The 21243-nt window shown below is 64.5% G+C and carries 18 protein-coding genes and 1 pseudogene; 8 read left to right on the forward strand and 11 right to left on the reverse strand.

Features of this window, described 5'->3' with window-relative positions; translation table 11 throughout:
- Window positions 1-83: 83 nt before the first annotated feature.
- The 4 genes and pseudogenes from DEJ04_RS03435 to DEJ04_RS03450 form a co-directional block, all read right to left on the reverse strand.
- Window positions 84-1154 (reverse strand): alpha/beta fold hydrolase, encoded by a 1071-nt coding sequence (locus DEJ04_RS03435; protein WP_111039756.1) that lies wholly within the window; start codon window positions 1152-1154, stop codon window positions 84-86.
- Window positions 1155-1224: 70 nt separating this feature from the next.
- Entirely contained in the window at window positions 1225-2100 is an 876-nt protein-coding gene (locus DEJ04_RS03440; protein ID WP_111046252.1) for an SMP-30/gluconolactonase/LRE family protein, read from the reverse strand.
- 76 nt (window positions 2101-2176) lie between these two features.
- Window positions 2177-3010 (reverse strand): DUF1206 domain-containing protein, encoded by an 834-nt coding sequence (locus tag DEJ04_RS03445; RefSeq protein ID WP_111039758.1) that lies wholly within the window; start codon window positions 3008-3010, stop codon window positions 2177-2179.
- 127 nt (window positions 3011-3137) lie between these two features.
- Window positions 3138-3425 (reverse strand): annotated as a pseudogene (locus DEJ04_RS03450) (RtcB family protein); the annotation flags it as partial.
- 407 nt (window positions 3426-3832) lie between these two features.
- Between DEJ04_RS03450 and DEJ04_RS18155 the strand changes: the two are divergent.
- The 7 genes from DEJ04_RS18155 to DEJ04_RS03485 all read left to right on the forward strand — a co-directional run bounded on the left by DEJ04_RS18155 (window position 3833) and on the right by DEJ04_RS03485 (window position 8963).
- Window positions 3833-4522 (forward strand): hypothetical protein, encoded by a 690-nt coding sequence (locus DEJ04_RS18155; protein ID WP_146248629.1) that lies wholly within the window; start codon window positions 3833-3835, stop codon window positions 4520-4522.
- 76 nt (window positions 4523-4598) lie between these two features.
- Window positions 4599-5150 carry a hypothetical protein gene (locus DEJ04_RS03460; RefSeq protein ID WP_146248630.1) on the forward strand — a complete coding sequence of 184 codons (552 nt, stop codon included), beginning with the start codon at window positions 4599-4601 and terminating at the stop codon, window positions 5148-5150.
- A 305-nt stretch (window positions 5151-5455) separates the two neighbouring features.
- Window positions 5456-6466, forward strand: coding sequence for a hypothetical protein (locus tag DEJ04_RS03465; protein ID WP_111046255.1), 1011 nt, complete (start codon window positions 5456-5458; stop codon window positions 6464-6466).
- The gene (locus tag DEJ04_RS03470; RefSeq protein WP_111046256.1) at window positions 6463-6771 is read left to right on the forward strand and encodes a hypothetical protein; all 309 of its coding nucleotides are present in this window, start codon (window positions 6463-6465) and stop codon (window positions 6769-6771) included. Before DEJ04_RS03465 ends, DEJ04_RS03470 begins: the two co-directional genes overlap by 4 nt.
- Before the next feature lie 49 nt (window positions 6772-6820).
- Window positions 6821-7684 (forward strand): antitoxin VbhA family protein, encoded by an 864-nt coding sequence (locus DEJ04_RS03475; protein WP_111046257.1) that lies wholly within the window; start codon window positions 6821-6823, stop codon window positions 7682-7684.
- On the forward strand, window positions 7681-7932 hold the full coding sequence (locus tag DEJ04_RS03480) for a hypothetical protein (RefSeq protein WP_146248631.1): 252 nt from the start codon (window positions 7681-7683) through the stop codon (window positions 7930-7932). The genes DEJ04_RS03475 and DEJ04_RS03480 overlap by 4 nt, the downstream gene beginning before the upstream one ends.
- Entirely contained in the window at window positions 7932-8963 is a 1032-nt protein-coding gene (locus DEJ04_RS03485; RefSeq protein WP_111046259.1) for a hypothetical protein, read from the forward strand. Before DEJ04_RS03480 ends, DEJ04_RS03485 begins: the two co-directional genes overlap by 1 nt.
- 234 nt (window positions 8964-9197) lie before the next feature.
- On the opposite strand, the gene DEJ04_RS03490 is transcribed toward DEJ04_RS03485, so the two are convergent.
- The 7 genes from DEJ04_RS03490 to DEJ04_RS18160 all read right to left on the reverse strand — a co-directional run bounded on the left by DEJ04_RS03490 (window position 9198) and on the right by DEJ04_RS18160 (window position 20752).
- Window positions 9198-9776 (reverse strand): hypothetical protein, encoded by a 579-nt coding sequence (locus DEJ04_RS03490; protein WP_111046260.1) that lies wholly within the window; start codon window positions 9774-9776, stop codon window positions 9198-9200.
- A 350-nt stretch (window positions 9777-10126) separates the two neighbouring features.
- Window positions 10127-12727, reverse strand: coding sequence for a DEAD/DEAH box helicase (locus DEJ04_RS03495; RefSeq protein ID WP_146248632.1), 2601 nt, complete (start codon window positions 12725-12727; stop codon window positions 10127-10129).
- A gap of 649 nt (window positions 12728-13376) precedes the next feature.
- Window positions 13377-14150 (reverse strand): caspase family protein, encoded by a 774-nt coding sequence (locus DEJ04_RS03500; RefSeq protein WP_181437722.1) that lies wholly within the window; start codon window positions 14148-14150, stop codon window positions 13377-13379.
- 17 nt (window positions 14151-14167) lie between these two features.
- Entirely contained in the window at window positions 14168-15748 is a 1581-nt protein-coding gene (locus tag DEJ04_RS03505; RefSeq protein ID WP_181437723.1) for an AIPR family protein, read from the reverse strand.
- Window positions 15749-16165: 417 nt separating this feature from the next.
- Window positions 16166-17200 carry a hypothetical protein gene (locus DEJ04_RS03510; protein ID WP_111046264.1) on the reverse strand — a complete coding sequence of 345 codons (1035 nt, stop codon included), beginning with the start codon at window positions 17198-17200 and terminating at the stop codon, window positions 16166-16168.
- A complete protein-coding gene (locus DEJ04_RS03515) occupies window positions 17190-18848 on the reverse strand; it encodes an N-6 DNA methylase (RefSeq protein WP_111046265.1) in 1659 nt (552 codons plus the stop codon). Before DEJ04_RS03515 ends, DEJ04_RS03510 begins: the two co-directional genes overlap by 11 nt.
- A gap of 896 nt (window positions 18849-19744) precedes the next feature.
- Window positions 19745-20752 (reverse strand): hypothetical protein, encoded by a 1008-nt coding sequence (locus tag DEJ04_RS18160; RefSeq protein ID WP_146248633.1) that lies wholly within the window; start codon window positions 20750-20752, stop codon window positions 19745-19747.
- Between the two features lie 143 nt (window positions 20753-20895).
- Here DEJ04_RS18160 and DEJ04_RS03520 point away from each other — a divergent pair, with 143 nt between their 5' ends.
- On the forward strand, window positions 20896-21237 hold the full coding sequence (locus DEJ04_RS03520) for an Lsr2 family protein (RefSeq protein ID WP_111046266.1): 342 nt from the start codon (window positions 20896-20898) through the stop codon (window positions 21235-21237).
- Window positions 21238-21243: the final 6 nt, after the last annotated feature.

The raw sequence follows: 21243 nt of genomic DNA on the forward strand, positions 1-21243 counted from the left end.
CCCGGTGCCCGTCCGTCGTACCGGCACCGGGCCTCCAGGCGGTCGCCCGCAGATCGCGACGCCCGCTGCTTCGACGGTGCTGGCTACTTCGACTCCGGCGCGACCTCGTCGACGACCGCCCGGCGATCCGCCGGGTCGACCGGCAGGTCGTCGCCGTCCGCCATCGCGACGGCGTGTGCGGACTTGGCCGCCTCGAGCGTCTCGTCGTCGTTCCGGGCCATCCCGAACAGCTCGATGAACCGCGACTTGACCAGCAACCAGGCGTCCCCCGGGCTGAGCCGCGCCAGGTCCGACGACGTCGAGTCGTCGCGCACCCGCTGCAGCGACGACACGCCCCGGTCGGGGATCCGGTGGTCGACGTGCGCCACCGCGAGCCGTGCGACCGCGTCGGCCTGTGCGTGCATGACCGAGTGTGCGCCGTCGACGACCTCGCGGAGGACCGCGTACGGGAACACCCGCGCCAGCCGACGGACCCAGTCCCGCGGCACCATCGCGTCGTGTTCACCGCGGACGATCAGGGTGCGGGCCTGCACGTGGGCGGCGCGCTCCTCGATCGGGAACGCGATCATCCGCGGCAGGACCTTCCGGAACCAGTGCCAGCCGCACAGTGCGTACGCCGTGATGCCGTGCCAGCGGACCGCGGCGGGCTCGTGCAGCGTCGACCGCAGGAACCGGAACGCCGACTGCCGCACCGTCCGTGCCGACGAGTCGACCACCGGGCTGATGAGCACGAGGTCGGAGATCCCCGGACGGCGGGCGGCGACCTCGGTGACGACCTGGGTGCCCATCGAGTGCCCGACCAGGACCGGGTCCTGGAGCCCGAGGTCGTCGATGACCCGCTCGACCGCGTCGGCGTAGCGCTCGATCGAGACCTTGCCGCGGAACCGCGGGACTCCGGCGAAGCCCGGCAGGTCGAGCGCGTGCACCGGCCCGTTCTCGTTGAGGTGCGGGGCGAGCCGCTCGTAGTAGGTCGAGGCGATGCCGAGCCCCGCGACGAGCAGGAAGGCCCGCTCGCCCGGCTCACCGATCGAGCTCACCCGGACGTAGGTGCCGTCGACCGCGACCCGGTCCACCTGCACCGTGACGTCAGCGTCCTCGGCCTGGGCGAGCTCGCCGGCCGGGTCCGGCCGCGGTGCCTGGCGTTCGTCGTCCACGTGGGTCTCCTCCGGTCGGGCGGTCGCCCAGGATACCCGGCCGCCGTCCGCGCGGGCGGCGACGACGTGCTCAGCCGCTGAAGGTGTTCGCGGGGAACCCGTGCACCGTCGTCGGCACCGCGAAGACCGCGCCGGACCGGGGCGCCTGCTCCAGGTCCTGCTCGGTGAGGTTCTCGCGGGCCGTCCCGACGAAGAGCGTCGACATGTCCGGGCCGCCGAACGCCACCGACGTCGGGTTGGCGACGGGGAGCTCCACCGTCTCCAGGTGCGAGCCGTCCGGCCCGTAGCGCTCGACGCGGGACCCGCCGTAGATCGCGCTCCAGAAGCAGCCCTGGTCGTCGCGGACCAGGCCGTCGTGCGCCTGACCGACGATGAACGGCTCGAGTTCGCCGAGCTCGCCGTCCGGGCCGTACGACCCCCGGAAGACGGTCGAGGCGCTGGTGTCGGTGACGTACATCGTGCTGCCGTCCTCCGACCACTCCATGCCGTTCGTCACGCCGAAGCCGCCGCGGAGCACCCGGGTCGTGCCGTCGGCCTCGATCGAGTAGAGCGCTGCGTCGGGCTCGCCGGTCGTCACGTTCATGCTGCCGACCAGGAACCGGCCGAACGGGTCGCACTTGCCCTCGTTGAACCGGTTGCCCGAGGTGCTGTGGGTGACGCGGGCGACCTCACGCTCCACGGCTCCCTGCTCGTCCGTCACCACGACGGTGTCGCCGAGGGCCGCGACGAACCCGCCGGAGGCCCGGGGCTGGAAGCTCGCCAACGGGGGCGGCAGCGGCACGCTCGAGCGCACGGTGCCGTCGGCCTCGGCGGTGTTGAGGGTGCCGAGGGTGATGTCGGCCCACCGGAGCAGCTGTGCGGACGGGTCCCAGACGATGCTCTCGGCGAGGACCGCTCGGGCGTCGGCGAAGACGGTCGCGGGGCCGGTCGTGACGTTGGTGCTCATCGACCCCGTCTACCGCGGGGGCGGTCCGTGCCCGTTCAGGCGTGCGTGCGGCGGGTAGCGCGGCGGCGCCGGCGGGTCAGAGGCGGGCGAACCGCGCGCGGAAGAAGCTGTAGACGCCGAAGGCCAGGAACCCGATGCCGATCGCGACGAGGACGAACACCCCACCGGGCATGCTCCGCACCGCGTCGAACGCGGCGTCGAGGCCGGTGGCCTGGTCGGGGTCGCTCTGCAGCCCCGCGACGGCGATGAGCACGCCCACGATGACCACGGCGACGCCCTTGCCGACGTACCCGACCACGCCGAGCACGGTGACCACGCGGTCGAGCTGGCCCGACGGTCGCGTGATCTGCTTGCGGAACGACCGGCGGCAGCCGATCACCACGAGGCCGATGCCGACCGCGACCGCGATCGCCCCGGCCAGGACCAGCACGAACACCCCGCCCGGTGTCGCCAGGGTCTTCGCCGCCGCACTCTGCGACGAGCTGCTCGAGCTCGACCCGGCACCGAGCGCGTACGAGGCCGCCGAGTAGGCGATCACGCCGTAGACCACGGCCTTCGCGACGTCCTTCAGCCGGGCGAGCCAGCCCCGCGTGGTGTCGGAACGGCCACCGACGATCGCCTCGACGACCAGACGCACGGTGAGTGCGGCCGTGCCGACGGCGATCAGCCAGAGCAGGAACACCCCGCCGGGGACCGCGGCGATCTGCTGCAGCGCACCGGACTGGTCCGTCTCGCCGCCGGAGGACGCGTTGCCGATCCCGAGCAGGATCGCCAGGTACCCGATCAGCAGGTGGACGATGCCGCTGCCGACGAACCCGGCGCGTGCCGTGACCTCGAACCAGCGGCTGTCGGCCGCCCGCCGGACCTGTCGTCCGGTTTCCTTCGCTGCGTGCTCCGCCGTGTCGCTCATCACGGCCCAGCGTGCCCGACGCGTGCCGTCCTGTCCGGGGCGCGCCGGGCCGTGCGGTCCGCCACGTGGCGGACGGGAGGCCCGTGGCGGTGCCGCCACGGGCCTCCCGTCCGCTGGTGGGCGCGTCTCAGTCGCCCTTCACGTTGACGACCTGCCGCAGGGTGTGCCGGATCGACACGAGGTCCTCGGCGTCCGCCATGACCTGGTCGATCGGCTTGTAGGCCGCCGGGATCTCGTCGAGGAAGGCGTCGGTGTCGCGGTACTCGATGCCGGTCATCGCCTCGCGCAGCTGCTCGTGGGTGAAGGTCCGCCGGGCAGCGCTCCGCGAGAACAGCCGACCCGCACCGTGCGGCGACGACTCGAGCGAGGGCTTGTTGCCGAGCCCCTCGACCACGTACGAGGCGGTGCCCATCGTTTTGCTGGGGTGTCAAGCTCGACCGCCCTTGACGCCAATAACGACGCGAGAGCCCAGTGCCGTACTACTACGGCACTGAAGAGACCCGCAAGCCAGCGCGTTGGCTCCTCAGAGCCTTAGTCTCGGTCGAGGAGCCGAACCATCTGAGCGAAGTCTGCATCAAGGGCAGTCGCGATCCGCCACCAAGATTCGAGCGATCCGCCACGGAGGCCTCGCAACATCCGCAGCACGGTCAGCCGGTGAAGCCCGGTTCGCTCCGCGAGCAGCTCGTAACTCACGTTCGCGTCGACGCGCACCTTGTCGAGTGCTGTGCGGAACGCGTGGAAGTTCGGCTCTCCCGTTACATCCACCCTGCGAATGTGCCGAAGATGATCCCCTAGCGCAGTATCCGAATGGATACTACTTTGGTGAGCATGACACCCGCGCCGCACTCCGGGCCCGGTCGCCCCTCGCGCGCACTCGCCCTCGCTGAGGTTTCGGCCTCCCTTGAAGCCCTCGGACTCGATCCCGTTCGCGCGCTGTCCGACATCGCCGAGCTTCTTCGGCTCTATGGCACCCCGTCCACGCTGTCGTCGATCCACCGGGAACTGATGCTCCAGTGGTTCGGCTCGTCCGACCTGCAAGGAAGTTTCAGCGGGTCCGGACCTCTTCGCCGGGAGGAGATAGTGGCAGTTGCTGTGAGGATGAGCGCCCTCGACACCGCGACCGCGTATTCGGTCGACGAGATCTCCGCTCTCCTTGGTGAGAGCGAGCAGGAGGTTCGTCGACTGGTCGATGATCGCAACATTTGGACATTTGGCCATAAGGCGATTTTGGTCCCCGCTTGGCAGTTCGAGATCGCGGAAGATAAAGCATCCCCGATCAGCCCTCACCTAGCGACCGTGGTTAGCGCAATACCAAGGAATGCACCGCCTGCTCTTGTGCGGGGCTTGATGACACTCGAGGACCCTCAGCTCAGTAGGAACAACAATACATCGACTTCACCGCGCGATTGGCTGCTGAAAGGTCACGGTCCAATGCCGGTGGTCGCTTTGCTTCTGCGGCACCTCGAGGGCAGCGACGATCGACTGTTGAGCTATCTCTGGGGAGCAGCATGATGTGGACGCTTATCAGCAACCGCGTGGCGGCGATCCTTCGGCGTAGGACGTCTTCCCCCGGGAGGGGGGCGGCGCAGTGAAGCAAGAAAACGGCGATACCGGCTGGATACGCATCCCGCTATCGTCGTTGCGCGATTGGAACCCACCACGTTCGACAGCGCTCTACGCCGAAGTTCGGGACGATCAAGCCCTCATCCCGGGACTAAGAATGGGCCTCGGCGCGCTCACCGTCCAACGGTGGGATTCTGCCCATGCCGCGCGCGGTTGGACGCTTTACGGAGCGGACCTCATCCTCGACATGGGGCACCCGTTCGGGTCCCTCTTCTACCGGAACGATGACGACGGCCGTGTGCTGCGCATCGGCGTCACGTGGCATCCGCCAGCTCAGCAGCTCGAGTTCCCGGCGCTGCATCCCTCGAAAGCGGAACGCACCTCTGACTGCAGTGACGAGGAAGTTGCCGTAGTGGTGCTGGATGCGCGGAGCCGTATCGGGGTTCTTGTTGCCGCCAACGCGCAGATCGGGTCCTTCGTCGCCACCGAAGAGTCCGAGGATGCGATCCTCGAAGCATCTGGTCTTGGCCTGGAACGACTGGCGGAAGACGACCCACGGCTGGCCCGCGATGCCTAAGCGTCGAGCGCCACGGTTCGTGCCGGCGCCCGTGCGGCTCGTGTCGTTGTCGGCGCAGATTGACGCGGTCTTGTCGCTGACGTCAGTCGGGAGAAGCTTCGCGGGTTCCACTGGGCCGACAGTCCTGCAGCGCCGCCTCGACATTCGCGTTGAGGGCGGCTCTGACGTGTGGGTGTTCTCCTCGCCCAGCGGAACAGTTCTTCGGGACGTCGAGGATCCGTTGGTCCGGGCCGCGTCAGAAGTAATCCGACTACTGAACGAACCTCCTGCGGTCAGCCGAACCGATGGCAAATCGGGGCGGAACGATGCATGAACGGCAGTGGGTGCAGGACATCCGACACCAGCAGACGATCCTGTCGTTGCCGTTCGGACTTGGGTGGACGATCGACATCACTCAGACGCTGACCGCACTGGCCGCGGCCGGCATGCCCGCAACGGTTGAGGCGTTTGACCGGCTCCGGTTCGAGGACGGCCGAACCGGGTTCCTGTCGACACCGGACCCGACGACCACCATCACTGACGGCGCACCGGACAGTCACGACGCAGATCTGATCATCTTGCCGGGCGGTTCAGAAGGTGGGGTGTTGTCGCTGGCGCGGCGGTATCCGGACCTTGTCGTGGTGAATGGGAAACGGCAACGCGTGTGGGCGGACGGACGGCAGGTGTCCGGGTCGTCGCTGCAGCGGGACGCGACGCCGGGTTGGCGGAACGTGTTCGCCATCGCCCGCACCATCACCGTCGACGGCGGTGGTACCAACGAGATCGCAGCGCGCTCCGGGCTGCCGGTCGAGCATGTTCGCGAAGCACTGCTGGCGCTCGGCGAGCACGTGTTCCACACGCGCCTTGGGTGGGAAGCCCGAGACCGGTCCGCTCTCGCGGACTGGGTCCTTGCGGCCTATCCAGGCCCCGGCGGGATCCGCACCTGCTGGAAACGTGCCGTGACGCTCGACGAGCAGGCGAATGAACTGATCGCGCTGGGTGGGGTGATGTCGGACCGGTGGGCGGCGCACCAGTCGTGGTCGGCGGTGCCGCCGAACCGGTTGACGGCGTTCTTCGCCACTCACCCCGACATGGGAGCCCTCGGCTACGAGCCCGCCGGCGTGGACGAGGCGACGGTGAAGGTCCTCGTCCCGCAGGACATGACGATCCTGTCGCCGCCGAACCTTGGCTGCTGCACGGATGAGTTCATCACCGCGTCGGTGATTTGGCAGGACGGGTACACGGACGCGCACACGGATGCGGTGAACGCGTTGCGGCGGCTGCTGCACTTCCGCGCCGACACTGCCTATGACCTCCGCTGGATGCACGTCCAATGACCAACCAAGCGAACAAGAGCCAAGACGTCGGGTTGCAGCTGGTGTCCCTCACGTTGGCGTTCGACAACGCCCGATTCTTCGGCGCCGCCATCTTCACCGACGCCAACGACCCCGACGGGCCGTGGGCGACAGTCCTGATAGACCACGCGAACGAGGCCCCCTGGTTCCGCCTCACCACCACCGACCCGTCCGGGAGCGACGCGTCGGAGGCGGCGATGGCGGAAGCGGGCCGCCTGATGCGGTTCATCCTCACTGAGCAGCCGGAACGCATCGGCCGAACCCGACCCACCCCACCGGCGAGCTGACACAGCCCGGTCCCGCTCGCTCGCTTACGACTTCTTGGAGGTACTGCTGATGATGCGTCTGGTTTCCCTGCACCTCTCAAACGACCGGATCCTGTGGGGTCATGTCCTCCTCGAGGACACCGAGAACCCGGAAGCGTCGATGGCGCGGATCATGATCGAACACAGCGACAAAGAGCCCGGCTACCAGCTCGTTGACCGAAACCAGCGGCGCCTCACCGACCTGACCGTCCCCGCAACCCGGGAAGCGAACCGCATCGTCCAAACCCTGCTCATCCCAGCCTACGTGGTCGCGAAGCGGGAGAAAGCGGTTCGGGAAGTCATCCACTCCGGCTACTTGGAAGGGTTCCCGGATGACATGCCCTGGCAGGCCCAGTTGTGGATGTACGCCCGGGGTGAGATCAGCCTCAACCAGCTCCAGGCCTACACCGACCAAGGCCGACAGATCCCACACGCACCCGGCGTCGCTCCTACTGATGGCGCTGACGTGCCCGAGCAATGGTGGCAGGCCACGCAGGCGCGCATCCGCCGGCACCTGCTGGATACAACCCTCACCGAAGCGGAAGCCGCCGCCGCCCTGGAGATCAGCGTCGATGAGGTCGGTGAACTGTTTGGGTCGAACCGGCTGACGAGCTTCGACCTCGACGGTGAAGAACGCATCCCCGACTGGCAGATCGTTCGACCGGCGTTGCCCGAGTTCGGCGACCCATCCAGCCTCCTGCCTGGCCTTGACGTGCTCTTCGCGGCAGCGCCGCAGCGGCTCCTGGACGCGGCAGCGATGACCGAGTTCATGACCACAGCCCGGCAGTTCCTCAGCGTCGACGACGTGCCCCTGACACCGTTGACCTGGATGCAGCAGGGCCGCCCGCTCGCCACCGTCATCGCCTTGTTCCGCGGACGGCGGTGGCGCTGGTGACCACCCGACCGGAGCTGTTCCTGCTCACTGTTGCGTTCGACATGGCCGGCACCCACGGACACATGTACTTCCGTGACCCACCGGACTCCGAGCTCCGGCAGGTCCTCGTCAGTAGCACCGACAGCGACGGCGGCTACCGCTGCGAACCAGCACACGGTGACAGCCGGGACGGGTGGGAGCCGTTTCTCACCGAAGCCGGGTGGATCATCGCCCTCATCCGGCCCGACACCCCGGAGGAGCGCCGCTGATGGGGCCCGCACTGCAGTGGGTCGCCGATGCCTACGCGGGACGGCCGCAGATCACGCTCCCGTATGGGCTTGGGGCGACCGCGGACCTCACCGACGCCCTGGCCGTCCTCAAACTCGCCGGCCTGCACGCGGTCGTCGAGTCGCACGACACGATCCGCCTCGCCGACGGACGCCGAGCACGCCTCCCGACATCGACCCGGAACCCGCGCGGCGAACCAGACACACCAGCAGAGCTGCTCCTGCTCGCCCCTCGCACGGTGATGCAAATGCAGATCGCACTCGCGGAACAGACCGACACGGTACTGCTCGTCGACGTCGACCGCCGCCGCGTGTGGATCGATGGGAAGCAGGTCCTTGGCGTCCACGACCGGTGGAAGGACGCCGCCCCGATCTACATCACGTTCGCCGTCGCACGGATGCTCGCCGTCTACGGCAGCACCTTCGAGGGCCTCGTCAGCGCCGGATTCACACCTGGGCAGGTTGACGACGCCCTCGCACGGCTCGGCAAACGCGTGCACCGCACCAGCATCGGCTGGGAATCCCGTGAAATCGGCGGGCTCGTCGACTGGAGCATCGCCTGCTACCCGGGACCGGGTGGGATTCGGTCTCGATGGCGATCCGACCTACCACTTCCGGAGCAGGCGGACCGGCTCATCAGCGCCGGCTGTCTGATCTCCGGGCGTGGGATCTCGAGTCGCCCCGGCTACCCGGCAATCACGGTCGGCAAGACGACGCCGTACCGGCTCGTCGCCTTCACCGCGAACGAAATCGACATGACGACCCTCGGATTCGAACCCGAAGACGTGGATTTCACCGGGACCGAGCTCATCCTCCCGGCCGACCCAACCATCTTCGCCACCGCGACCGTCGCCGGATACCGAGACCGCACCGACGACATCATCACCGCCAACACACTCCTCCGCGCCGACACCCGCACCGACGACGACACAAGAGCGCTGGAAGAAGTCCGGAGTCGGCTCTGGTTCCTCGCCGACACCGGCTACGACCTCCGGTGGAACCTGCCGAGCTGAGCCGCCGACGGGTTCGACCAGAACGACTGGCTGTGTGTGGAAGCAGCGAGGGCAGTACGAGATCGCTCCCACCCCAGTGGTCGCGCGGCGGAGAACCCAGCAGCGCCCAGCGGCGCGTGGCGCAACGTCTACGAATTCGACCGTCTGGAGTTCCACCCTACTTCGGCACCGCAGGGCGCTGCCTCACTCAACTGCTAGGCAACCTGCATCTTGACCGGCAAGCCTCGCCCCGAACTAAGAGGGAAGGGGGTTCTCGGGTACCGGCCACGGGGTCGAACCCGCGGCATCTTTCGGGTCGCGGCCGTCCAGCACCTCGCGGACGTACCGAGCCCGGCGCTCACGGACCGCGTTGGAGAACGCCCACACCACGACGACTGCCAGCAGAAGAGCGAAGCCGCACAAGAAAGCCGCGAGCTGAAGAGACGAGAAGTTGCCGACGACGCCGAACCCGCCGATTGCATACGATCGTAAGAAGCCCTTCGGGTTCGCCGTCGCGAAAAGAATCGCCAGGACGACATAGGCGACCGTCACGCCCGCCGACGCGCTACCGAGGAAACGAAGCCGAGGATCGAGCTCGACAACACTCAGAGCAGCGAGCCGGGTCGCGTCAACCGCCGCAGCGTGCTCGACGGCCCGGCGCTGCGATGACTTCTCTGGCAGAAGGTCAGCGGGGGCCAACGACTTCTCGGCGCGTCGCCGCAGCCGGTTGCGCTGTGACAGCTCCACCGCCCCCGTGAGCACACCCGCAATCCCGGACCCGCCTACTACTGCGGTGATCGCCACCCCGATAAACGCCCACACCTCGCCAGACATGAGGCGAGCTTTGAGTGTCCGTTGAGTAGCTCCTTGCGGCCATACCCCCTCACCGAAACACCGAGCGCTCACGCTCGTCGGTCATTCGCTGCGGTCAGGGACGGAGGCGACCCCTTTCGCTGACGTCGCAGGGGCGCCAAGCGCGGCTGCGGCCGACGCCACGATCCGCGTCGCGCACCCACGATCAGTCGCATCGCGTCCCCTACCCGCCAGGCGAACGCTCCTTGGGACCGTACGCCTGCGGCCGGTGGTGAATACGAGTGCTGTGGTCCTCGCGTCCGAGCCCGGCACGCTTGCGATCCTCGACGCCCCCGCCCGAAGACGATGTTACTCAGCGCCTCAGGCTCGGCTCAATCGCCTGGACGAATTCGGGTCTCTGTGAGCCTGTCGATGACTTGGCTTGGCAGACAGCCGTTGTCCGTAAGCGTCGCGCGGACATGCTTCCTCTGGTCTGCCTCTGAAAGCTTCCCTGTTGCGGTAGAGAGAAGGTCCGCCCAGACGGCAGCGACATCGGCTGCGATCGCTTTTACGATAGCGGGCGAACTCAGGTAGACGTTTCGACTAGCAATCGGAGCGTGTTGAGGGTCGACCGTGAGCCTGTCGGAGAGAAGGACAATTGGACTGTTCGCGGGCGGGCTATCCATATTACGGTCAGCCGCGAGTTGATCCATCTGCGTGTTCGCCTGACGAATGTCCTTGACGGGTAGCAGTCCGTCGTCATGTTGTTCCGACTTCGCCTCGATGGTCAGCCAGATTGCGGTCCCCCATTCCCACGAGGAGTCCGCACGTGCCTGGCCTTGCGGCTTTGCGGCCGCGGCTCCGAGGAACGACCCGAGCGCGGTGAGACCCCGCTCGTAGCGTTTTGCTTCGATCTGTTCGAGCGCTGCCTGCATCTCCGCGAGATCACCCTTGAGCGTGCCTGACTTAATCTTGCCCCGAAGACGGGTCACAATCTCGTTTACCGCGACCACATCCATGGGTGCCAGATCAACCTCGGTGGCGCCGGGTAGAGGCATCATTTCGCGCAACCAAGTCCCGCGATTTGCAGCCATACCCGCCCCCCTGACCAGCTCTCGGGCCCTTCCACGTTGCGTTTCATCCCTCGCGCCCAAGTGCATCCAGACGCCAGCGATGTACAGCAGCAGCCCCCGATATCCGCGCGTGGCTTCTGCGCCGACCTCCGAGACTGCCTCCTGTAGTTTGTCGCTGGCCGCAACCCAATCGCCCGCGTACGCGAGTTGCCAGGCGGCTACCTCCAGCGGTGCAGCTTTACCCAAAGGTTCGGCGGCCGCCGGCTCAAGCTTGTTTGCATCGTCGAGGAACTCGGCAACCTTCTCTTCGCCACCTGAGCGCCAGTCCTCGTCGTGCTCTAGGAACGTTTCGACGTTCTGGACGATGGTGTCCGCGCTGAAGCCGCGGCTGTTCTCCCAACCGAATAGGACCTCCGCCTGCAATTCCGGCTCAAGAGCCGCGATATTCTCCGGTCTTGCGAAGTACTTCGTGAGATCAGTACCCCTGACGATGACCACTGCAAAATCATTTGGACCCCGGGTGCTGCGACCCGCACCCTGCACGATTCGCGTGCGAATTCGCTCTGAGAGCGCAGCGTTCGCCTCCGCGCGCTCGCTCAGGAACTTTTCCTGCAATCCCACAGCGTCAGGCTTACCGTCGAGCACCACGATCCGGCACACGCTGTCGGGGAGGTCCATGCCGTCATACCGGTTTGCGAGCCCGAGCACACCGGTCTGTGCTTTAGCGAACGCCTGGAGCCCTTGCGACTCCAGCTCGTCCCGTCCCAGAACTGAAACGCCCGCACCGGCGAGAAGAGCGGCAGCGTCCTTCGCACCTTCGACGGTGTCTTGGCTGAGCACCAGCGCCTTCCCGGTCAGCGCCACGATCTGCTTCGTCAAGGCAAGGCTGTCACCTCCCGCAACCAGGTCGGGGAACACGAACAAACGGCGCCCCGACCGGGGCGCAGTCTTCGACTTCAGTGGCATGCGCACGATTGACGTGCGTCCAAACGCGCGCTCTAGCTCCCCACCAGAACCAAGAGTCGCGGAAAGGTAGATGCGCTGCTTCGCCTGCGCAAAGACCTTGTTGTCAGAGGTTGAGGGAATCATCGGTCGAATCTGAATTCCGCTATACGAGAGGTACACCAGACTCGAGTCAAAGCCTGCCCGGATCATTGCGTGGTCGTATCGGTGGGGCCTTCCGAGCTTCGCCAACGTTGCGTCTAGTGCGGTCAACGCATCCCGGTCGACGGCGGGCACAATCAGCCGCACCGCATGGTGCGAGCCGGGGTCCGGGGCACCTGTCAGTCGCTGATACTGCAAGCCGGACAGGAACGGTTTGAGTGCTGTCAGGACCGAAAGATACGCTGCCTCATCCCGAGTTCTCCGGATATCCACACCGTGCTTATGCCCCACAAACTGTTCACCTGCGTGCGCGTCATCAAAGATGATGAGTCGGGGAACCGGCACGTACGGGCGTGTGTTGAACACGGAGCTATAGGTGGTTAGACCGATCTTCTCCCCCGTTTCGACCGCCATCTCCTCGGCCGGATCCCAGTCATCGTGCTTTCCAACGAGTAGCGCAACAGGGACACCTTCCCGCTTCGCCATTTTCGCGACCTGCTTCGCCAGCTGCGTCGTGGGTGTCGCGTACAGTACCGGGCCCTCACCCTTCCGCCGTACCCACTCCCCAATCAGTAGACCTGGCAGTGTCTTCCCGGTCCCCGTCGGCAGCTCGAGCGCGAGGTCCGCGGTCTCCGTGTGCTTGTCGGCGTACGCCCGAATCACGTCACCCTGGTGCACCCACAACCCCTGTACCGCGTTGCCTGTTCGCGGTAGCGTCGGGCTCAGGTACATCTCCTCAGGAGTGTCAAATTGCTGGACTGCCTTCTTGGTCTTGCCTACAAACGCCACTGTGGCTCCCCTTCTCGCGCTCAGCATGCACTCGTCCAAAGCGCGTGGGCATTGCTCAGCTTCCGCCAGCCTAGTTTGTCCGCAGCGGGCCCAATCCGAGACCGCCTCTGCGGCGGGCACTCCAAGCACGGAGCCCTGCCCTCATGGCCATGCGCCCGCGTTTCGTAGCGCTGGCCATGAGGTCGTCTTCGGCTCTCGTCGCCCGAGCAGTATCGGATCGCTGGAGCAGGCTGACGCCGCGGAGCTGCCCGGACTGCACATCCTCTCTCCCTGGCACGAGGTAGCCGTACTATGCGCAGACCTCGCTATCTATTCGCTCCCGGGCACGATGCGCGCGAGTGCTCCCCTCCCTGAAAGCAGACCTCACTGACGCCGTGGTTCGACGTCAGCAACGCGTTCGACGCCGACGGGCTACTAGCCTTCCCGAACTCAAGCGTCGGCAAACGACTTCACACGCTGATCCCCCAGATACCGATCTGGGTGACCGCGAAGGACAGCCGGATGCCGTCGGTGATCGCCACCTCGAATCTGATGGAACCGGCGCCAAGTGCCCGCGCAACAACCCTCATCGCCCACATAGCGAGAGAGGCCGTACGGCCTTCAACTCACGTGAGGGCCAAACCGCCAGGTCGCGGCGTCGGATGGAGTACCTACCCTTCGCAAGAGCGGAGGCTTTTCAAGCTTCGATTACAGCTTCGTTGCCTCCGCCACGGTTACTCGCATTTTTTACATATTCGACCGGGAATAGTCCGGTGGAGGTGTCTTCACTGAACGCTTGTTCATTCTTCGAGCGCAAGGGAGAGAATCGGGATCCAAACGTCCTGAGTACCGGAATCTGTTGGATCAGCTCCCTACGCGTCCAGCGATACACGTCAACGATGTCCGTGCTTTCGTTCGTCTCGTTCGAGAGACAGCCAACTACGAATTTTGTGAAATGACTCAGGTATTCGTCGTCGTAATAGGAATCTTGCTCCCGATCCGACGAAGCAAGTATTGTTACCCCTTGGCGTAAGTTTGTGAACATGAGCGAGCTACTCACCATGTCGAAGGACATATCCGCAGCCGCACCAGAATGACAGCAGTCCAGGATAACCGTGACCTCGCATCGCGCTTGATTGAAGCGATGCAATAGGGTGCTGAAGTAGACCCCAGAATCGCGCTCGGATGACTTTTCGGGCGTGGCTAACTGAAGCCCAAAGTCCCCAGAAACGCCGTGCCCGCTAAAATAAAATAGAAAGTGCTTGGAACCCTGCATTTTTTGATGAACGAGCGCCAGTAAATCACTTGCAGTCCACCCCGAGTCTCGGCCCACGATCTTCCGCGTGATCTCGAAATGAGGCTCTTGGCTGTGATGTCTTCCCAGGACTTTTTCGAGCGCAAGCACATCCTGCGCTGCACTCGGAATGTCGCCCAATTCTGGATCGCAGTACGACTCGACACCGATGAGCACAGCGTGAAAGCCCTCAGTCAACGATCACTCCCGCCTCGCCCTTGCTTGTAGGCCCAAGCAGCCGACTCGCCTAGTTCCATCAGCACACGTGTGTGCTTGAACTCCACTTTGAAGTCGTCATTTCCCGCCCGCCGAGGTTCGGCCGCGCGCTGCCTCAATGCTCGACATGCCGCACGTGCGAATGGCGCAACGCGCGCTTTCAGCTCAGCATAGTTTCGGACGGCAAGGTCGGGATTGTCTAGGATTTCCTCAGAAACGTTGCTGGTCCGCATGGCTTCGGCGGTCATCCAGACAAGCGTTAGTGCCGTGAGCGACCATGCCTTCAAATAGAGGCCTGGAACCTCATCCTTTACGGACTCGACTACTTGGCGCAATCCATGAGCGAGGACAACTCGCGCACCGTTGAGCCTGTCGGAGAAAACTTCCTGGTACTGAGGTGCCTCAAAGAGCACCTGCTTCTTTACCGCGAGCGCTGGCTTCCGCGAATAGATCGAGCAAAGCAACTGGGCAACATCATCATTTCGAATGACTTTGTCGCCAGCAGGCGCATCCTGATCAGGGCGCACTAAGTAAAGGAAGCCCAACTCGGCGACCTCCGCCCTCAGGCGCTCCTGCACGGGATCCAGCGCGCGAAGGTTCCTCGACGTGACTGGATTCTGCGTATTACTTCGAATGGCGATGTTGCGAGCAAGCGTTGAATCCGGACTCGCCTCAACCAGCTTCAAAAGCAGTTGGACTTTCGGGTCGACCCTGCCACCGTTCGCGTTGATTGCTACGACCGATTGCGCACCATTTACGACCGAAAGCCCTCGCGTGTCAGCCCCCTGCGGCGTCAGCTCAAAGTGCTCGCAGACCGCGGTGATGCCGTTGTGGTAGGCAATGAATTCATCGGGCGACTCATCGCGACTAAGAGCACCATCAAGAGAGCGTCGGACGCGATTCATTCCAAGAGCATGCCTGACATTGAGGTCGAATAGCGATCTATCCTCAATTCCGGGCCACTCCGCTATGTCGACGGCCCGAATTGGGACTACGATGCCGTCCGATTGCCCAATCTGCAGCTTGAGTATCTGGTCGGTGTCGAACTTCAAGGCTATCTTCCGATCGCGCACCATTGCGCTTGAGTCGGCTGCGGCAATCCCACTGAGAAACGACAGATCATACAGTTCAACCGTGGCACCCAGGGGTGTAAACTTGTTCCGCAACCGAGTTCGCGCCGCGGGCGCCAGCGACTGTGGACATACAGCGACGATGGTTCGCGATATCTCAATGGCCCCAGTTGATAGAGCCGCTTCAAAGACGGACCGCAATCGGGAGCTTCGTCTAGCCAATCGCGTCTCAGAAAACTGTTCATCGGACAGCAATCTGCCGACCGAATTCACTTTACCCGCGAGACTGCTTGGGTCTTCTGCATAGACGATATAGATGGGCGTAACGAGGTCGCGTCCTTCTAGAACGATCACACCATCGACGGCCGTCTCCGGTTCGTCTCCTAACGACACGGGTTCGCTGAAGACGTTCGCGTAGCTATCCTCGGCACCCAAGCCGTACTGATTGCGAATAAACCACAATAGTAGGCGGTCCTTGAATGCTTCCACTCCCTCTGACTCAACCGCTTCAAGCGCGTCACTCAAAGGGCCTGGTGGTACTGATATCCGGGGTGCAATCATTGATCTGAATCCGCAATCTGTTGCCAGGGGGCCTCGGCCGCCGTCGTCGTAGGACAAGTATGCAGGGCTGAGGACGCAACCTCAACGAGGGTCGCCTTGGTGTCCCACGGTCTGCTTCCCATCGGGGTTCTGCGTGATGTTTCGCGGTCGCTGAGCAGCACGTGAGCGGGCGCGTTTGGTGATTGGCGCACCGGTAGATATTGAACCTCAAACGTCTTCAGCCGGAGGTTGACTGCGATCTGCGCAGCGACCAGCGCGGTGAAAGCAATCGACGTCTGAGCAATCAGGGCTGAACCCGAGGGCGACGCGCCGTCGGCCGGGAGGTCCTCGCGGCAGCCGACAAAACTAGCGGGGCGCCTCTAGCCGCTCACGTGCGTTGTCGTGCCGGTCAACGGGGGTGGCGTCGATGACTTTGCGAACCATGAGTTCCAGGAATCGGGCGGGTTGCAGCGTGCCGGGCACCGCATCATGCCGGATCTGCACATCTGGGAGCGCGGCCAAAGCATCGTCGACAGCTGTGGACGGGACGTGTTCGTCGGCCTCTTCCGGAGTGTTGTCGTCGAGTCCTGCTGCGATGAGCGGGTTGTCCGCGTCACCATCGTCCGAAGCGTCCTCTCCCGAATCGAGAGAGCCGGTGTCAGCGGTGCCGTACTCGATCATGATGAGCGCCACCGCGTGGTAGGCGTCGTCTTCTCGACCCAGCTTCTGTAGGAGGTCAATCAGCCAGCGAGCCTTCTTGGGCTCCTCGGTCAGGACCGTGGATCGGAGCCCGTAGACAAAGCCGAGGGCTGCAAGAGGATGGCGGAGACGAAGGTTCTTCGCGTCGCCGTAGCTCTCCTCGACACGGTTCGCGGCGTTTTTCCCGAAGCTGGAATCCATGCGCTTGGTGCTGATGAGTAGTTCAGGGCCGGTGTCCCAGTCGGACATGACGACGTCGACTTGCTTCAGGTAGTTCTTCCCGAGGATGTTCGCGGAGGCCGAGACCACGCCCTTCATCGGGGTTGTGCTTCCGAGTCGCTTGACGAGTTGGTCGCGCTCCTTGCCCTTCAATGCGCGGAGCAGGTTCGCGATCGCGGCCGGCAGAATCCGAGGATGTTCTGCTCGTGGCCATGTTGCGTCGGGGGCGAAGCCAGCACGACGAAGCTCGTAGGAGACCCACACGTCGAGGGCCAGCGCCGGCACCCCCGTGGTGGTGGGTGCGTGGAGGTACAGAGGCACTCCGAGGAGGCGTTGCAGAACGGGGAAGTCGGGCTCGTACCGAACGGTGCCGTCCTCGTTGCGGACCCATGGGTTTGTGTGGATGCCGCCGGGGGCGGCGTCGGCGCAGATCCGGTCGAAGATCGCCCATGCTTTGGACCGGATCGAAGGTTCAGCGGCCACTGTCAGCTCGCGCTACTCGTCGGGACGTCATCGCGGCGTGCGCTGCACGAACGTGCTGCAATTCCTTCAACTGCACTGCGTTACCGTCGATGAGGAGTGCTTGGTCCACCAGATGCACAGCTGCAAGAAGGTCGCCGCGGCGCAACAGCCGGACCACCTGAGCCTTCACCGCACGTAGGGCATCCGTACGAGCGCTGATGAGAGCCGGTGAGGGCATTGCCCACACATCCGCTTCCCGCGGTTCGATCTTCAAGATGCCCCCGCCGTAGGCGCGGCCTACCATTTCCGCATTCAGCAATGTCACGGAATTCAGAGATGCCAACGGCAGCAGCTCTCGGCCGACGTCGCGATATTTCTCTGTGAGATAGACGCCGTGAACAGAGTTGAGGTGCAGGGCGCCGGCTTCGTTGGTGGTCAGCCGGGGAGTGTCCGCGTTCATGCAAGTGAGGAGCAGGTCGGCAGGGGGAAGTAGCGGTACTTGATACCACGTGCGTCGTACGCGGCACTTGTACGCCTGATCAACGCCTGCCGTGTGGCCCGCCTGCACGTATGCCTGTGCCGCGGGCGTGAGGCGTGCCCCCGGCCGGAACAACCACGTCGCTTTGCCGGCGGCGCCGAGGTTGGTGAGGTTGTGCCGGGTCAGCGACAGCCCTCGGAGATGTGCGCTTCCCGGCGGAGAGAGACGTAGGAGGTCAGCTCGACCGAGGCCAAGCTCCCGTGCGCGGGCAGGTGAGAGGGCGAAGTAGCCGTTGTTGCCCGTCACCATGCCGAGCGTGGTGTCGCCCCAGTGCTCGAGGTCCGTGAACGCTCCGGAGTCCCGTAGCTGTCGCAAGGGGCGGAGTGCTTCCGCACCGACCAAGAGGCCAGTCCACTTGTCGGCTGGGCGCTTCGGAGACCACTTCAGGGCGTCTCCGAGCGTGGTGAGCGCTTTAGCGTCTCGCGCTTCCCGAATCGTCGCATGATCGGTGGGTCCCTGATCGAAGCCGTCTGCAAGCAGGAGCACGACGTCAGCTTCCGCTTCGGGGAAGACACGCTCGGTGAAGAGCACCAGTTCGACACTTGCGAACCGGTCGAAGAGGAACTGTCGGACCGGCGCGGCGTAGTTCACGCTGAGTAGCTCAGCGGGAAGCACCAATCCCATACGGCCGCCGGGCCGGAGGAAGAGTGCGGACTGTATCGTGAACGCGGCCCAGCTCGACGCTAGTCCGGTCAGGGCGACGCCCGCGCTGAGCGCAGCGGCCCGCGACCGGGTACGGGACTCGCCGGTGAAGTCCTGATACCGGATGTAGGGCGGGTTACCGATCACCGCGTCGTAGGTCGGACTGGGGTCGACAAGGAAGAAGTCGCTGTTGACCACCGTCGGCAAGCCACCGGCCTCCAGGACGCGTTCGGCAGCGACACGGGCACTGTGCTCATGGATCTCGACACCAGTCACGCCCGGCTGCTCAGCCCCCAGCCCCCTGAGCCGCTGCACCGCCTCCACGAGGAACGCGGCATCCCCGGCCGAGGGTTCCAAGACTGCGTCCTGGGGGCTCCGAACAGCCCAGTCGGTGATGAACCGGGTGAGCGGCTCCGGGGTGAAGAACGCACCTCGGGCCTTCCGCAGCTCTGACGTGTCAGCAGGCTGGGTCTGTTCGGCGGTGCTCATGCTCCCATTGTTGTCCAAGCGGACGACACCTGCTCCCGACGCTCCGTCGGTTCGGACGGTGACTTGTCACAGCGACGTCCTAGCCATGAAGGGGCGCCCTGACGCTCCTGGAAACGGCGGGTCCCAGGCCCATAGTCCGTACTAGGTTTCGGCGGCGGCACCTCGACCGGTACGCCGCTCACCTCGCAGCGAGCGACCCTTGGGCCGAAACTGCCAACTACCGCGGTAGGTGAGCCGACGCGGTGCGCGCTTCGTGGAACCCAGGAACCGCCGGCTACGGCGCCGCAGAACCTCGGCGCCTACCGGCCAGTCCGACAAGTAGTCATCCATGCTGCTCGCCATTTCACGAGCCCTCCGCCACTCCGGCCCAGTCCCCGGCTTGAACGTGATTACGCGCCCAGGAGAGCTCGGATGTTGTCGGCGACTTGCAGATCTGGGCCGTCTCCTACCGTCTTCCAGTGGTCGTCCGCCTCGTTCACCGTCAGGCCAACTTCGGCCGCTGCCTTCGGCTTCGCCTGGCTAGCCGCTCACGCGAGCGCGGGGCCGAGCTCACCAAGCTTGTCTCTCATCCGACCGTAGTTTGAGTAGCTGAGTAACGTTCCCTCACCTTGCCGCTTCGGGGCTCACCTGTCGACGCAGCACATGGCGCGGCGTAAGACCGCTAGAGCGGGCCCCGCTGCACAACGATGATCGCGTCGACCTCCGCACAGATGTCGGCTAAACGGCTAGTGCCAGGTCGCGAGCCGCACGGCTCGCGGTCGTACTCCCTCGCTAGCTCGCGAAGGCGCTCTGCGAACTCATCGACCGCGAGCAACTGCAGGGCCGCTTGGGCCGTGTCTCACGGCGCGTCGTCTAAGTGCCCTCCTCCGCAGCGTACCGAGCACCCGTAATGCTGGCTATTCGCCTTCTGCCTTCTCAAGTAACTCCACTAACTTCGCGGTATCGCTCAGCATCCTCGTCCCATAGAGGGCGCCCAGCTTCTTACCAGATTTGTCAATGTGATGCACCCACTGTTTCTCAGTAACCACTACATCACAGTGAACGACGGCCACCGGCAGGGCCGCAATGTCATTGAAGTCATTTCGTTCCCACCGCTGTTCGTTTTGTCGGAGCTTCGCGGCACGCATGACATTTGTCACATGGCGAGTGGGTAGGTCATTCATAAAATCGACCAAAGTATCTGTTCCAACGAGATACCCAATGAACTTGTCCCATGAGTGACCGATCCGCTGAAGCGCCTCAGCGACCGACTGTTGGATGTCGCCTAGATCAGAAGCGCAGACAGCTTTCTCGATCAGCTCTCCTTGCAACCCGCGCATCCGTATCTCGTTCCCGATATTCTCTTCGTGAGCAACGAGTCGATCTTCGATGGCCGCCATCTCGACATCGATACCCATCGAGCGTGCTGTTTCGGGCCCAGAACGCAGAAGCTCTCGTTCCCCTAGGCGCTTGAAAATCACCTCCAGAGCCTGGAGGTCGCTCTCGCTCAGCAAATTAGGACCGCCCGGAATGCGTTGGCGGTCAAGCTCCGGCGTAGTCAGGGAGGGCACGATGTGGTTGATTCCTATGCCGAATACCGTCGGCTTTGGTACGCCTCCCGGTCTACCGAATAGACGCGTCAGCGCCGCGTCTACCTCAGCTGGGAGGAGGGTCTGCGGGAGGGCGACAGTGTGCTGTCGCGATAGATCGAACATCAGGTCGGCGAGATCCGTTCGCCGCCGGGCGTTCGACGTCTTCCCTGTTTCGATGTATCTGTAGAAGTCAAGTGGGAACGAAGCGATTCCGGACTCGACCGCGCTCCGCGCCGCTGCGAGCGCCTGGGTGTATCGGGCCCCACCCGAGTGCCCAGTTGCAGCTTTGGCGAGGTCAATCCACTTGTTCTGGTCAAGGTAGATCCGAATCATCCGGGTTCCCCGCTCCGTCCGTTGGCCGGCGGCACATCACTGCTGGTGCTCTCGATCGGCTACTCAAAGACTATCCGTGTCCGTTGTTAGACATGGGCTGGCTACTGTGGGAGGGTGGGTGCAAAATCTAGAATTGGAGCATCATGGCGCAGAGGATCACGACCACGCTTGTCGACGACCTCACCGGCGACACCATCGAGGACGGTTTGGGGAAGACGGTGCAGTTCAGCTTCGACGGCGGAGCTTACGAAATCGACTTGACGGATGCGAATGCGAAGAAGCTACGCGAGGCGTTCTCCGACTACGTCGCTGCGGCGCGGAAGATTGGCGGCCGGGCGACTCGCTCGCGTAACCTCTCGGCTGGCCGCACGGACGCTGACGAGCTCGCGAAGATCCGTGAATGGGCGGGGTCAAACGGCCATAAGGTCGCAATGCGCGGACGGATTAGCCAGGCTGTGCGCGACGCTTATGCCGCGGCGAACTGAACGATC

Origin of the sequence: Curtobacterium sp. MCLR17_044 (assembly GCF_003234435.1) — a bacterium.
GTDB lineage: Bacteria > Actinomycetota > Actinomycetes > Actinomycetales > Microbacteriaceae > Curtobacterium > Curtobacterium flaccumfaciens.